Consider the following 13,607-nt stretch of genomic DNA (forward strand, 5'->3'; position numbering starts at 1 on the left):
CCATGCCTTCCAGGAGGAACACGTGTCGCTCGACCTGCCCCGCACCGACCCCCGTGCCGCGAACCTCGCCGCGGACGAGGTCCGCCGGCGTCTGGAGCACGCCCGAACGACCAGGCTCGCTCAGCTCAAGGCGCTGGACGAAACCGGGGCCGCCCCGGGCGACCACCTGATGTCGAACCAGAAGGACGCCATCAAGCGGGTCCTCCAGGAGATCGACGAGGCCTTCGCCCGCGTGGAGGACGGCAGCTACGGCACCTGCCTGGGCTGCTCGAAGCCGGTACCGCCGGAGCGGCTGGAGATCCTGCCGCACACCCGGTACTGCGTCGGCTGCCAGCGCGCGGCCTGACCCGCACCGCGGCCTGCCCCGCACCCCCGCACGTCCGTCCGCCCCGCTCTGCCCGAGAGGTGCAGTGGTGACCCATCAGACCATCGGCGAGCACGACGAGATCCTCAGCGCCGAGGACCTCGCCGCGCTCCGCGAGAACCTGCACGAACAGCTGCTGTTCCGCCGCGAACAGCTGCGGCAGTTCGCCACGGTGAGCCGTGCCGACGCCCGCCGCGTGCGCGAGGACGCCGCGCAGGTCGAGGTCGGCGTCAAGCTCGCCGCGTCGGCCCGCATGGTGCTCGCCGACGTCGAGGAGGCGCTGTCCCGGATGGACTCCGGGACGTACGGCGTCTGCCACCTCTGCCGCCGTCCGGTGGAGCGCCACCGCCTGCTGATAGTCCCCCAGGCCCGCTACTGCGGGCGCTGCCAGCAGGTGCGCGAGGCCGGCCGGTGACCGTGATCCGGCACCCCCGGCCGGCTCCCGTACGGCACCGGCACTGGCCGCTGTGCAGGCGCTGCTCAGGTCTCGCTCTCGACCTGGGCAGCGCCCGCACCCGCGCGTTCGTCGCCGGACGGGGCATGGTCCTGGACGTGCCCACGGTCACGTTCCCCGGGTCGGGAGCCGTCCATCCCGTCCAGCGCGGCACCATCGTCGACACCCCCGGCACCGCCCGCATGCTGGAGCGGCTGCTCGGCCACCGCCTGCCGCGCATCGGCCGCCCGCTGGTCGTCGTCACCTCCCCGGTGCTCGGCGGTCCCGCCTACCGCGCCGCGGCCCGTACGGCCGTCGAGGTGCTCCGCCCGCGCGCCGTCCTGACGGTCCCCGGCGCGCGGGCGGTCGCGCTGGCCGCGGGCGCCGACCACGTCCGGCCGCTGCTGGTGGCCGACATCGGCGCGCATCTCACCGAGGTGGTGCTGCTCGCCGACGGCGCGGTCACCGACGCCCGGCGCACCGCCCTGGGCACCGCCGACCTGTCCGACGACACGCCGGGAGAGCTGATCACGGACGCGGTGATCGGCATGGTGACGGAGATGCTGCGCCAGGACCGCACCTCCCTCACGCGCACCGCGCTGCGCCGCGGCGTGCTGCTGGCCGGCGGGGGAGCGCTGCGTCCTGACATCACCGGCGGACTGCCGGGCGGCCTCAACTGCGCGGTGCAGCCGGTGCCGTCCCCGCACACCGCCGCCGTCCGCGGCGCGGCGGGCCTGCTGACGGCGGCGCACCGGCACCCGTCGGCGGACGGCGTCCTCTGACAGGTCTGCACCTGCCCGACCGACCCTCGCCGACCCGACAGACCGGCCTGTGCAGGGCCGGACTCTGCCGGCCTGACCGCCCGCCCGGCCTGTGCAGGGCCGGACTTTGCCCGTCTGACCGCCCGCCCGGCCTGTGCAGGGCCGGACTTTGCCCGTCTGACCGCCCGCCCGGCCTGTGCCGGGCCAGACTCTGCCCGCCTGACCCGCACCGCGGCTTGACCCGCACGTCCATCCGCCCGGCCTGTGGCGGGCCGACCTTCGCCCGCCTGACCTGACCGCCCGCCCGGCCTATGCCGAGCCAGACTCTGCCCGCCTGACCTGACCGCCGAACCGACCTTCGCCCGCCTGACCTGACCGCCGGAGGGACGACTTTCGCCCGCCTGACCGACCGCGCGCCCGGCCCCGTGCCGGACCGAACTTTTCCCGCCTGACCTGACCGCCGGAGGGACCTTCGCCCGCCCGCCCGGCCTGAGACCGACCGACCTCTGCCGCGCCGACCGACCTGTTCCCCGACCGACCTGTCATCCCACGGCCGACCAGTCATCCCACGCCGACCGGTTACCGGGCGACCCGGTGCCGACCGACCTGTTGCTTGGCCGGCCCGCCCAGGCCGGCGCCCATCTCCGCCTGCGACCGCTATCGGAAGGAGACGTGACGTGGCGGGCACCGTACCCGCGCCGCAGCCGCCCCCCGGACCGCCGCCGCGCCCCCTGTTCTGGCCGTGGCGGGCCAACCCGCTGCGCCGCCGCACCGACACCGCGCGGGCCTGGCTGGGGCTCGGCGTGCTGCTGGCCGTCCTGGCCGTCGCGCCCTTGGCCGGCGCTCTGGTGGGCGACGCCGCCCACCGTCACTACCAGGACGTCGCGCGTCACCAGCAGCAGACGCGTCACCTCGCCGACGCGACCCTCCTCCACGACGCGCCCCGGCACCCGGAGCCGGGCTCGGACGAGGAGAAGAAGACGCGCTACCCGGTCGACGTCCGGGTCGTCACCCGTGAGGGACGGACCCGTACCACCCGCGCCGAGGTCGCACCCGGACTGACCGCCGACAGCATCGTCAGCATCTGGATCGACGCCGACGGCGAGGCGACCGACGCGCCCCTGACCGGCAAGGAGGTCCGCAGCCGCGCCGCGGGCTGGGCGCTGCTCACCGCGATCGGCGTGGCCCTGGCGGGCGCCGCCGTGCACGCCGTCACCGGCTTCGTGCTGCACCGCCGCAACCTTGCCCGCTGGGCCGCCGCCTGGGCGGAGACGGCCCCGCGCTGGACGACTCCGACGTAGGGCGAAAGTTTCGTAAGCGCTTGATCGATCTTCGATGAGAACCTGTGCCGCCTGACTCTGTTTTACAACTCAAGTACTCATATAGGTGAGGTGAACTGGCAAGACAGCGGAGCGTCACGATCTTCGGTCACGCGAACTTTTCGAAACTCTCACCGAAACTGTTGACGGTTGACGCGCTCAGACCAACACTGTCACGGCATCGACCTCCCCATCGAGCCGTAACAGGAGGCGTCACCCATGCACGTGTCCGTTCCTCCCGGCGGCCGCAGACGCGGCCGACTGATCATGAGCGTGAAGAGCGTCTGGACGATCGCTCTCGCCGCGCTCACCGCACTGCTCCTCACCACCGGCACCGCGACCGCCGCCCCCGTCATCTCCACCAACCAGACCGGCACCAACAACGGCTGGTGGTACTCCTTCTGGACCGACGCCCAGGGCACGGTCTCCATGGACCTGGGTTCCGGCGGCAACTACAGCACCCAGTGGAGCAACACCGGCAACTTCGTGGCCGGCAAGGGCTGGAGCACCGGCGGCCGCAAGACCGTCAACTACTCCGGCAGCTTCAACCCGTCCGGCAACGCGTACCTGACGCTGTACGGCTGGACCACCAGCCCGCTGATCGAGTACTACATCGTCGACAACTGGGGCACCTACCGGCCCACGGGTGAGTACAAGGGCACCGTCACCACCGACGGCGGCACCTACGACATCTACAAGACGACCCGGTACAACGCCCCCTCCATCGAAGGCACCCGCACCTTCGACCAGTACTGGAGCGTCCGGCAGCAGAAGCGCACCGGCGGCACCATCACCAGCGGCAACCACTTCGACGCCTGGGCGAGCAAGGGCATGAACCTGGGCAACCACAACTACATGATCATGGCGACCGAGGGCTACCAGAGCTCCGGCAACTCCAACATCACCGTGAGCGAGGGCTCCGGCGGTGGAGGCGGAGGCGGCGGCGGTGGTGGCGGCGGTGGCGGTGGTGGCGGCGGCAACGGCGGCTGCACCGCGACCCTCTCGGCCGGCCAGCAGTGGGGCGACCGCTACAACCTCAACGTCTCGGTGAGCGGCTCCAGCAACTGGACCGTGACCATGCGGGTCCCGTCCCCCGCCAAGGTCTCCTCCACCTGGAACGTGACCGCTTCCTACCCCGACAGCCAGACCCTCGTCGCCAGGCCCAACGGCAACGGCAACAACTGGGGCGCGACGATCCAGACCAACGGCAACTGGAACTGGCCGTCGGTCTCCTGCAGCGCAGGCTGATTCCCGCACGAGGAGGACCCCCACACATGAGCACCGGAAAGCGCCGGCCCGTCACCCGGTACCTGGTTCCGGGTGTGGCCGCCGCCGCACTCACCGTGGCCGCCACCGTGACCACGGGCGTCGGCGCCGCCCCCGCCGAGGCGGCCGCCTGCAACGGGTACGTCGCCCTCACCTTCGACGACGGCCCGTCGGCCGGCAGCACCATGAACCTGCTCAACGCGCTGAAGCAGAACGGCCTGCGGGCCACCATGTTCAACACCGGCCAGAACGCCGCCGCCAACCCGTCGCTGGTCAAGGCCCAGGTGGACGCGGGGATGTGGGTCGCCAACCACAGCTACACCCACCCGCACATGACCCAGCTGAGCCAGTCCCAGATGGATTCCGAGATCTCCCGCACCCAGCAGGCGATCGCGAGCGCCGGGGGCGGCACACCCAAGCTGTTCCGCCCGCCCTACGGCGAGACCAACTCCACCCTGCGCTCGGTGGAGGCCAAGTACGGTCTGACCGAGGTCATCTGGGACGTCGACTCGCAGGACTGGAACAACGCGAGCACCGACGCCATCGTCCAGGCGGCCTCCCGCCTGAACAACGGGCAGGTCATCCTGATGCACGACTGGCCGGCGAACACCATCGCCGCCATCCCGCGGATCGCGCAGAACCTCGCCTCCCGCGGGCTGTGCGCCGGCATGATCTCCCCGCAGACCGGCCGCGCGGTCGCCCCCGACGGCTCCGACGGCGGGGGAGGGGGCGGCGGAGGCGGCGACAACGGCTCCTGCACCGCCACCCTGTCCGCGGGCAGCGTCTGGGGCGACCGGTACAACCTCAACGTCGCGGTCAACGGTTCGAACAACTGGACCGTGACGATGAACGTGCCGTCCCCGGCGCGGGTGCTGAGCACCTGGAACGTCACCACCTCCTACCCCAGCAGCCAGACGCTCGTCGCCCGGCCCAACGGGAGCGGGAACAACTGGGGTGTGACGATCCAGACCAACGGCAACTGGAACTGGCCGACGGTCTCCTGCAGCACCGGCTGAGCACGACGGGCGAAGCCGCGCCGGCCTTCCGGCGCGGCTTCGCCGCGCTCACCCCAGGTGTTCGGTGAACCAGCCGGCGGCCAGCTCCGCGACCCCCTCCAGCGCGCCCGGCTCGCCGAACAGATGCGTGGCGCCGGGCACCACGTCCAGCCGGTGAGGCGCGGACAGCCGCCGCGCGGCCTCACGGTTCAGGTCCAGCACCTGCGTGTCCGCACCGCCCACCACCAGCAGCACCGGGCACGCCACCAGGGGCAGCGCGTCGCCCGCCAGGTCGGGGCGCCCGCCCCGCGAGACGACCGCCGACACCCGCCGCGCCCGCTCCGTCGCCGCGACGAGCGCCGCCCCCGCTCCCGTACTGGCCCCGAACAGCCCCACCGGCAGGTCCACCGCGTCCGTCCGGTCCTCCAGCCAGTCCACGGCGTGCGCCAGGCGACCCGCCAGCAGCCCGATGTCGAAACGGTGCCGGCCCGTCGCCTCGTCCTCGTCCTCCTCCGCCGCGGTCAACAGGTCCAGCAGCAGCGTGCCGAACCCCGCCCTGCGCAGCACCCCCGCGACGGCCCGGTTGCGCGGGCTGAGCCGCGAACTGCCGCTGCCGTGCGCGAACAGCACCACACCGCGCGCCCCCACGGGGATCTCCAGATCACCGCGCAGGGCCGCGGCTCCCGACGGAACCGTCACCGACGCGCTCACCATGCCGCCCACCTCCTCCGGCCACTCCCGTCCGGGGCTCCGGGTACCCGTGCGGGGCGGGTCGAGACGGGGCCCGGTTTGCCGCCCGCGACCGGGGCTACCCGGCCCCGGAGGACGAGGCGGAGGAGGTGCGCGGACGTGGGCGACAGCCGTAACGGACCGGGCCGCGAGCCGGTCTCCCGTGCCCGCTCGGGCATGGTCGGCCGCAGGTACCCACGAACCGGCACCGAGCCGGTCACCGCGCGCAGCCCGCTGAAACTGCGGCTGCTCATGGCGTCCGTCTTCCTGCCGCTCTTCGTCGCGGGAACGGTGCTGTTCGCCGTGTGGGCGGCGGGATCGAAGGAGGGCGACAGCCCCGGCAGCGGCCCCCTGACGCTCCTCGCCGTGATCTGCGGCGTCCTGGCCCTGACGGCCGCACTGGACCTCACGGTCGTGCGACGCCGCCTACGCCGCGAGCGGGGGTCCACGGGCTGACGCCCGCAGCTCTCCGGCGGGCGGTGCGCCGTCGTGCGCGGCGCGGTTCCACACCGGGGGCGGCTGCAACTGCGCGGCGTCCGGGCCGCGGTCGGCCGGAGCGATGCCCTGTGACCGGCCCGGGCGGGGCGTGCGCAGTGGCCGACGACGCCTGATTCCGCACAGCGCCGGCCGGGCAGGCGCCCAGACTGCGCGGCCTCTGCGCCGTGACGATCGCGCTCGCCGAGGGCGTTGCCCGTGGTCGGCTCAGCGGGGGGCGCAGTGTCGGCGACGGGCGGTCCCGCGCAGTGTCGGCCGGGCGGGGTCCGTGAGTCCCCGTGGCGGCCGTGTTCGTCTGGCGTGTTGCCCGGTGCCGAGCCGGCTGGGCGTGTGCGGTGGCACGGGACGCTGGGTTCCGCACAGTGACAGCTGGGCGGGTCCGTGAGTCCCCGTGGCGGCCGTGTTCGTCTGGCGTGTTGCCCGGTGCCGAGCCGGCTGGGCGTGTGCGGTGGCACGGGACGCTGGGTTCCGCGCAGTGTCGGCCGGGCGGGTCCGTCGACGGTGCCGCGTCCCTGCCGTCACGGCCGTACCCTCGCGTCCCGGCGTCTGCGCGGGGAGCGGGCGACCCGCACTGGGGCTCGTACTGGGCCGGGCGCCGTGTCAGTCCTCCAGCACCGCCGTGCTCTGCCGCACCACCAGATGCGTGGCCAGCTCGATCCGCTGGGCCGACGCGCCTGGGTCGTCCGGGCGCAGCAGCATGCGGGAGGCCTCCTCCGCCATGTGCCGCAGCGGCTGGTGGACCGTGGTGAGCGGCGGGCTGGACCACTGGGCGAGCGGTACGTCGTCGTAGCCGACCACCGACAGGTCCTCGGGCACCCGCAGCCCTTTCACGCGGGCCGCCTCCAGCACGCCCAGCGCCTGGAGGTCGCTGCCCGCGAAGATCGCCGTGGGCCGGTCGGGGCCCTCCAGCAGCTCCATGGCCCGCTCGAAACCGCCCTGGACGTGGAAGTCGCCGAAGCGGGTCAGCCGCGGGTCCACCTCGAGGCCCGCCATCGCCATGGCCGAGCGGTAGCCGTCGAGGCGCGCGAGCGAGCACAGCATGTCGTTGGGGCCGGTGATGATGGCGATGCGCCGGTGGCCGCGCTCGGTGAGGTGGCGGGTGGCGGCGAGGCCGCCGGCCCAGTTGGCGGAGCCGACCGACGGCACGTCAGGGTCGGGATCGCCCGCCGGGTCGATGACGACGAACGGGATGGCGGCCGCCCGCAGTTGGCGCTTGATGTCCTCGGGCAGGCTGGAGAAGACCAGCACCACGCCGAGCGGACGCCGCTGCAACACGCCCGGCAGCCAGTCCGGGTCGGGAGTGTGCCGGGTACCGCTCTCGGTGAGCACGACCGTCGCGCGATTTTCCTTCGCGACGTTCTCCACGCCCCGTATCAGCTCCATTGCCCACACGCTCTCCAGCTCGTGGAACACGATTTCGATGAGCGGATAGCGGGCGGCGGGCTGCACGCGCCGCCGATAGCCGTGCAGGTCGAGCAGCTTTTCCACCTTCGCACGCGTCGCGCGTGAGACATCCGAGCGGCCGTTGAGCACCTTCGAAACTGTCGGCATCGAAACCCCGGCCTCTTTCGCTACCGCAGCCAGGGTGACACGCCCGCTCGCCTCGTCGTCTTCACGCATACCCGCAGGATAGAGCACCGCGTGTCCATAACGTTTCGGGCGAGTTGCGACCCGACCGTTGACCCCAACTCCCGTCTGACCTACTGTCCCTCGGCATGGACTTTCGGCGATGAAGCCGAAACTTTCGAAAGGCGAACGATGAAGACACGTGCGCGCTTGCCCAGACTGATCGCCACCGGTGCGACGCTCGCCCTGGCCCTGAGCCTGTCCGCCTGCGGTGACGGCAACGGCGGGGCGTCGGCGGACGACGGCAAGATTCATATCCTTGTCTACGGGGACGCCACCAACAAGATCGAGAAGCAGATCGTCGACAAGTTCAACGAGACGTCCGACGTCAAGGCGGTCCTCGACACCATCCCCGGTGCCGACTACCAGAAGAAGCTTCAGACGATCATCAGCACCCCGCAGGCCCCGGACGTCTTCTTCAACTGGGGCGGCGGCAGCATCAAGCCCTTCGTCAAGGCCGACCTGCTGCTCCCGCTGGACGACTTCATCAAGAAGAACCCGGAGCTGGAGAGCAAGTTCCTCCCGTCCGTCTTCAACAACGCCGTCGTCGACGGCAAGCCGTACGGCATCCCGATGCGCGGCACGCAGCCGGTCCTGCTGTTCCACAACAAGAACGTCCTCAAGAAGGCGGGCGTCCAGCCGCCGAAGACCTGGGACGAGCTGCTCAACGCCGTGGACGCGCTGAAGGACGAGGGCGTCACCCCGATCGCGCTCGGCGGCGGCGACGTCTGGCCCACCCAGATGTGGTTCCAGTACCTCTTCGACCGCATAGCCGGCCCCGAGCTCTTCGCGAAGGCCATCGAGGGCGACAAGAGCGCCTGGGAGGCCCCGGAGAGCAAGAAGGCCCTGAAGATGATCAGGGAGCTCGTCGACGCGGGCGCCTTCGGCAAGAACTACGACTCCGTCAAGTACACCAACGGCGGTTCGGTCGCGCTGGTCGCCCAGGGCAAGGCCGGCTTCGAGCTGATGGGCTCCTGGTACTACTCCCAGCAGCTCACCGACCACCCGGACTTCGCGGAGAAGGGCCTCGGCTACTCCGCCTTCCCGACCGTCGAGGGCGGCAAGGGCGACCCGAAGAACGTCGCCGGCAACACCAACAACTACTACTCGGTGCTGAAGAAGACCAAGCACCCCGAGGCCGTCGCCAAGTTCCTCGAGCTGATGTACTCCGACGAGTTCGTCAAGGCGCAGCTCGACGTCGGCAACCTCACCACCACGACCAACACCGACGAGTTCATCGAGACGTCCGCGACGCCCGAGTACTCCCGCTTCCAGTACGACCTGGTCGCCAATGCCCCGTCGTTCCAGCTCAGCTGGGACCAGGCGTACCCGCAGTCGGCGGCCTCGGACATGCACAAGGCCATCCAGCAGTTCTTCAACGGACAGCTCGACGCGGACGGCTTCATCAAGGCCATGCAGGCCCTCCCGACCGAGTGACGAACGGCTCATGACCACAAAGATCACGAGCGCCCCGCCCGCCGCCGGGCTCCGCAAGGAGTCCCGGCGGCGGCCGGCCGCCTCCCCCTCCATATCCACGGTGGGCCGCCCGGGCTTCGCCTGGGCGCTGCCCGCCGCCCTGTTCTTCACGCTCTTCGCCATCGTCCCGCTCGTGATGGTCGCGGTGCTGTCCTTCATGAGCTGGAACGGGCTCGGCTCGCCCCAGTGGGTCGGCACCGACAACTGGTCGCGCCTCTGGGACGACCCGGTGATGCTGAAGAGCGTCTGGCTCACCCTCCTGCTGACCGCGCTCGGCGTGGTCATCCAGACCCCGCTGAGCATCCTCCTCGGCGTCTGGGCGGCCGGCTACCAGCGCAACCGCGCGGTGCTGTCCGTCATCTACTTCATCCCGCTGCTGCTGTCCGCCACCGCCGTCTCGGTGCTGTGGCGCGCGCTGCTCGACCCGAACTTCGGCATCCCCGCCGACGCCACCTGGCTGTTCGGGGACGGCAACCTGTTCGGCGAACAGGCCACCGCCATCGGCGTACTGGCGTTCGTCAGCACCTGGCAGTTCACCCCGTTCCACACGCTGATCTACCAGGGCGCCGCCCGCTCCATCCCGCAGGTCCTGTACCAGGCCGCGGAGATCGACGGCGCGGGCCGCTACCGGCAGTTCTTCCACATCACGCTGCCGCAGCTCCGCAACTCCATGATCACGTCGATGATCCTGATGATCGTCGGTGGCCTCACCACCTTCGAGACCGTCCTCATCCTCACCCAGGGCGGCCCCGGCACCGACACCACCATCAGCGCCTACTACATGTACGACAAGGCCTTCAAGGGCTTCGACTTCGGCGCCGGCTCCGCCATCGCCCTCGCCCTGGTCGTCGCCGCCACCATCATCTCCCTGGTCGTGGTGAAGGTCTCCGGCTACGACAAGATGCGCAGCTCCATGGAAGGTGTGTCATGAGGCGCCGCCCCAACTACCTGGCCGGCGCCGGCTCGCTCGTCTGGCTGGTGCTGGTCGGCCTGCCGCTGTACGTGATGCTCGCGGCGACCCTGCGCACCCGCCAGGACTACGCACAGAACGGCCCGGTGTCCTTCCCGGACACCTTCACCCTGGACAACTTCACCGGCGCCTTCGACTCGGGCTTCGGCCAGTACTTCCTCAACACGCTCGTCGTCACCGCCTGCGTGATCGGCATCGTGCTGCTGCTGGTCCCGCCGCTCGCCTACGCCATCGTGCGCAGCCGCGGCCGGGCCACGTCGGCGATCTTCCGGCTGTTCCTGCTCGGCCTGGCGATCCCCGCCCAGGCCGTGATCGTGCCGATGTTCTACCTGATCAGCGAAGCCGGCCTGTACGACAACCTGCTCGGCGTCATCCTGCCCACGGCCGCGTTCTGCCTGCCGATGTCGGCGCTCATCCTCAGCGGCGCCATGCGCGACATCTCCCCGGAGCTGTACGAGGCGATGGCCATGGACGGCGCCACCCCGCGCCGGATGTTCTTCCAGCTCGTGCTGCCGCTGTCCCGGGGCGGACTGTCCACCATCGTGGTCTTCTCCGCGCTCCAGGCATGGAACGGCTTCCTGTTCCCGCTCGTGCTGACCCAGTCCGACGCCACCAAGGTCGTCACGCTGGGCCTGTACGACTTCCAGACCGAACACGGCATCGACATCCCCGGGCTGCTGGGAGCCGTGGTGCTGTCCATGGTGCCCATCCTGCTCGTCTACCTGTTCGCCCGTCGTGCCCTGGTCCAGGGTCTGATGGGTGTCGGAGGAAAGTGACCGCGAACGTGGCCGTAGAGACCACCCCCGAAATCCCCCTCTGGAACGATCCCTCCCACCCCGTCTCCGCCCGGGTCGACGCGCTGATCGGCGCCATGACCCTCCAGGAGAAGATCGCCCAGCTGTACGGCGTGTGGGTCGGCGCCTCCGCCGACGGCGGCGAGGTCGCCCCGCACCAGCACGACATGGAGGAGGCCGTCGAGCTCGACGACCTCCTGCCGTCCGGCCTGGGCCAGCTCACCCGCCCCTTCGGCACCGCTCCCGTCGACCCGGCGCTCGGCGCGCTCTCCCTGCTGCGCACCCAGACCAGCATCACCTCGGCGAACCGCTTCGGCATCCCCGCCGTCGCGCACGAGGAGTGCCTGGCCGGCTTCGCCGCCTGGGGCGCCACCGCCTACCCGGTTCCGCTGTCCTGGGGCGCCACCTTCGACCCGGACGTGGTCCGCCGGATGGCCGCCGCCATCGGCCGCGACATGCGCGCCGTCGGCGTCCACCAGGGACTCGCGCCCGTCCTGGACGTCGTCCGCGACGCCCGCTGGGGCCGCGTCGAGGAGACCATCGGCGAGGACCCGTACCTCGTCGGCACCATCGGCACCGCGTACGTGCAGGGCCTGGAGTCCGCCGGGATCGTCGCCACCCTCAAGCACTTCGTCGGCTACTCGGCCTCCCGCGCCGGACGCAACCTCGCCCCCTCCTCCGTGGGGCCACGCGAGCGCGCCGACGTGCTGCTGCCGCCGTTCGAGATGGCGATCCGCGAGGGCGGCGCGCGTTCCGTCATGCACGCCTACACCGACATCGACGGCGTTCCCTCCGCGGCCGACGAGAGCCTGCTCACCGGGCTGCTCCGCGACACGTGGGGCTTCGACGGCACGGTCGTCGCCGACTACTTCGGCATCGCGTTCCTCAAGACGCTGCACGGCGTCGCGGGCGACTTCGCCGACGCGGCCGGCGCCGCGCTCAAGGCGGGCGTCGACATCGAACTGCCCACGGTCAAGACGTTCGGCGCCCCGCTCGTGGAGGCCGTCACCGAGGGCCGGGTGCCGGAGTCGTTGATCGACCGCGCCCTGCGCCGCGTCCTGACCCAGAAGGCGGAGCTGGGCCTGCTCGACCCCGACTGGAGCCCGGTGCCGCCCGCGTTCGACGGCGCCGACCTGGACGACCCCGAGGCGCTGCGCGGAAAGATCGACCTCGACGGCCCCGAGAACCGCCAACTGGCCCGCGAGATCGCCGAGAAGGCGGTCGTCCTGCTCAGCAACGACGGCACCCTGCCGCTGGACCGCCCCCGCCGGATCGCGCTCGTCGGCCCCAACGCCACCGAGCCGGCGGCCGTCCTCGGCTGCTACTCCTTCCCGCAGCACGTGGGCGTGAAGTACCCCGACATCCCGGTCGGCATCGAACTGCCCGACCTGCGCGAGAGCCTGACGGCCGAGTTCCCCGACGCCGAGATCACGGTCGTCCGCGGCACCGGCATCGACGACGGCGACCGCTCCGGCATCGCGGAGGCGGTGGACACGGCGCGGGACGCCGACATCGTCGTCGTGGCGCTCGGCGACCGCGCCGGCCTGTTCGGCCGCGGCACCAGCGGCGAGGGCTGCGACGCGGAGTCCCTCGAACTGCCGGGCGCGCAGCAGGAATTGCTGGACGCGCTGCTGGACTCCGGCACCCCGGTGGTCACGGTGCTGCTCGCGGGCCGCCCCTACGCGCTGGGCCGCGCGGTGGAGGACTCGGCGGCGATCGTGCAGTCGTTCTTCCCGGGCGTCGCGGGCACCCGCGCCATCGCCGGCGTGCTCAGCGGCCGCACGAACCCGTCCGGCCGCCTCCCGGTCAGCGTCCCGCGTACGTCCGGCTCCCAGCCGACGACCTACCTCGGCGCGCGGCTCGCCCAGGCCAGCGAGGTGTCCAACATCGACCCGACGCCGGCGTTCGGCTTCGGACACGGCCTGACGTACACGACGTTCGCGTGGAGCGACCTGACGGTCGACGCCGAAGAGGCGCCGACGGACGGGGAGTTCACCGCGTCCCTCACCGTGCGCAACACGGGGGAGCGGACCGGCACGGAGGTCGTCCAGCTGTACCTGCACGACCCGGTCGCCTCCGTGGTCCAGCCGGTCCAGCGCCTGGTCGGCTACGCCCGCCTGGACCTGGAGCCGGGCGAGGAGCGCAGGGTGCGCGTGACGGTCCCGGCGGACGTGGCGTCGTTCACGGGCCGCGACGGGCGCCGCATCGTCGAACCGGGCGACCTGGAACTGCGCCTGGCCGCGTCCAGCACGGACGCCCGCCTCACGACGACGGTCACCCTGACGGGGCCGGCGCGGGAGGTGGACCACACGCGGAGGTTCCGGGCGGAGTTCTCGGTGGAGAACTGACGCCACCACCCTCTTGTGGAATTCCACCGGC

Annotated in this window: 13 protein-coding genes; 11 read left to right on the forward strand and 2 right to left on the reverse strand. The window is 71.6% G+C overall.

Annotated elements, in window-relative coordinates:
- The first annotated feature begins 22 nt into the window (after window positions 1-22).
- The 6 genes from ACQZOG_RS14125 to ACQZOG_RS14150 all read left to right on the forward strand — a co-directional run bounded on the left by ACQZOG_RS14125 (window position 23) and on the right by ACQZOG_RS14150 (window position 5,159).
- On the forward strand, window positions 23-346 hold the full coding sequence (locus ACQZOG_RS14125; protein ID WP_033276337.1) for a TraR/DksA C4-type zinc finger protein: 324 nt from the start codon (window positions 23-25) through the stop codon (window positions 344-346).
- A 64-nt stretch (window positions 347-410) separates the two neighbouring features.
- Window positions 411-779: a TraR/DksA family transcriptional regulator gene (locus ACQZOG_RS14130; protein ID WP_033276336.1), complete on the forward strand. Its 369-nt coding sequence runs from the start codon at window positions 411-413 to the stop codon at window positions 777-779.
- Window positions 776-1,579 (forward strand): rod shape-determining protein, encoded by an 804-nt coding sequence (locus tag ACQZOG_RS14135; protein WP_261676007.1) that lies wholly within the window; start codon window positions 776-778, stop codon window positions 1,577-1,579. The genes ACQZOG_RS14130 and ACQZOG_RS14135 overlap by 4 nt, the downstream gene beginning before the upstream one ends.
- Before the next feature lie 656 nt (window positions 1,580-2,235).
- The gene (locus tag ACQZOG_RS14140) at window positions 2,236-2,859 is read left to right on the forward strand and encodes an Rv1733c family protein (RefSeq protein WP_033276334.1); all 624 of its coding nucleotides are present in this window, start codon (window positions 2,236-2,238) and stop codon (window positions 2,857-2,859) included.
- Between the two features lie 237 nt (window positions 2,860-3,096).
- On the forward strand, window positions 3,097-4,125 hold the full coding sequence (locus ACQZOG_RS14145; RefSeq protein WP_037642975.1) for a glycoside hydrolase family 11 protein: 1,029 nt from the start codon (window positions 3,097-3,099) through the stop codon (window positions 4,123-4,125).
- A 26-nt stretch (window positions 4,126-4,151) separates the two neighbouring features.
- Entirely contained in the window at window positions 4,152-5,159 is a 1,008-nt protein-coding gene (locus ACQZOG_RS14150; protein WP_193456212.1) for a polysaccharide deacetylase family protein, read from the forward strand.
- Between the two features lie 48 nt (window positions 5,160-5,207).
- On the opposite strand, the gene ACQZOG_RS14155 is transcribed toward ACQZOG_RS14150, so the two are convergent.
- Complete coding sequence (locus ACQZOG_RS14155; RefSeq protein WP_033276331.1) at window positions 5,208-5,852, reverse strand: dienelactone hydrolase family protein; 645 nt, start codon at window positions 5,850-5,852, stop codon at window positions 5,208-5,210.
- Window positions 5,853-5,987: 135 nt separating this feature from the next.
- Here ACQZOG_RS14155 and ACQZOG_RS14160 point away from each other — a divergent pair, with 135 nt between their 5' ends.
- Window positions 5,988-6,323 (forward strand): DUF6343 family protein, encoded by a 336-nt coding sequence (locus ACQZOG_RS14160; RefSeq protein WP_058917463.1) that lies wholly within the window; start codon window positions 5,988-5,990, stop codon window positions 6,321-6,323.
- Between the two features lie 639 nt (window positions 6,324-6,962).
- On the opposite strand, the gene ACQZOG_RS14165 is transcribed toward ACQZOG_RS14160, so the two are convergent.
- Window positions 6,963-7,982, reverse strand: coding sequence for a LacI family DNA-binding transcriptional regulator (locus tag ACQZOG_RS14165; protein WP_078493077.1), 1,020 nt, complete (start codon window positions 7,980-7,982; stop codon window positions 6,963-6,965).
- A 138-nt stretch (window positions 7,983-8,120) separates the two neighbouring features.
- Between ACQZOG_RS14165 and ACQZOG_RS14170 the strand changes: the two genes are divergently transcribed.
- From ACQZOG_RS14170 to ACQZOG_RS14185, 4 genes are read left to right on the forward strand one after another with little or no spacing between them, the layout of a single operon-like run.
- Complete coding sequence (locus ACQZOG_RS14170; RefSeq protein ID WP_037642980.1) at window positions 8,121-9,425, forward strand: ABC transporter substrate-binding protein; 1,305 nt, start codon at window positions 8,121-8,123, stop codon at window positions 9,423-9,425.
- Window positions 9,426-9,435: 10 nt separating this feature from the next.
- Window positions 9,436-10,395: a carbohydrate ABC transporter permease gene (locus tag ACQZOG_RS14175; protein ID WP_033276327.1), complete on the forward strand. Its 960-nt coding sequence runs from the start codon at window positions 9,436-9,438 to the stop codon at window positions 10,393-10,395.
- A complete protein-coding gene (locus tag ACQZOG_RS14180) occupies window positions 10,392-11,210 on the forward strand; it encodes a carbohydrate ABC transporter permease (RefSeq protein ID WP_033276326.1) in 819 nt (272 codons plus the stop codon). Before ACQZOG_RS14175 ends, ACQZOG_RS14180 begins: the two co-directional genes overlap by 4 nt.
- Window positions 11,207-13,576, forward strand: coding sequence for a glycoside hydrolase family 3 N-terminal domain-containing protein (locus tag ACQZOG_RS14185; RefSeq protein WP_106963355.1), 2,370 nt, complete (start codon window positions 11,207-11,209; stop codon window positions 13,574-13,576). The genes ACQZOG_RS14180 and ACQZOG_RS14185 overlap by 4 nt, the downstream gene beginning before the upstream one ends.
- Window positions 13,577-13,607 lie beyond the last annotated feature (31 nt).

Origin of the sequence: Streptomyces sp. P13-3-3, from assembly GCF_050571355.1 — a bacterium.
GTDB classification, from domain to species: domain Bacteria; phylum Actinomycetota; class Actinomycetes; order Streptomycetales; family Streptomycetaceae; genus Streptomyces; species Streptomyces althioticus.

Coding starts and splice junctions, on each gene's coding strand:
- ACQZOG_RS14165 (WP_078493077.1), bottom strand. CDS start 7,982: ATGCGTGAAGACGACGAGGCGAGCGGGCGTGTCACCCTGGCTGCGGTA.
- ACQZOG_RS14170 (WP_037642980.1), top strand. CDS start 8,121: ATGAAGACACGTGCGCGCTTGCCCAGACTGATCGCCACCGGTGCGACG.
- ACQZOG_RS14175 (WP_033276327.1), top strand. CDS start 9,436: ATGACCACAAAGATCACGAGCGCCCCGCCCGCCGCCGGGCTCCGCAAG.
- ACQZOG_RS14155 (WP_033276331.1), bottom strand. CDS start 5,852: ATGGTGAGCGCGTCGGTGACGGTTCCGTCGGGAGCCGCGGCCCTGCGC.
- ACQZOG_RS14180 (WP_033276326.1), top strand. CDS start 10,392: ATGAGGCGCCGCCCCAACTACCTGGCCGGCGCCGGCTCGCTCGTCTGG.
- ACQZOG_RS14150 (WP_193456212.1), top strand. CDS start 4,152: ATGAGCACCGGAAAGCGCCGGCCCGTCACCCGGTACCTGGTTCCGGGT.
- ACQZOG_RS14145 (WP_037642975.1), top strand. CDS start 3,097: ATGCACGTGTCCGTTCCTCCCGGCGGCCGCAGACGCGGCCGACTGATC.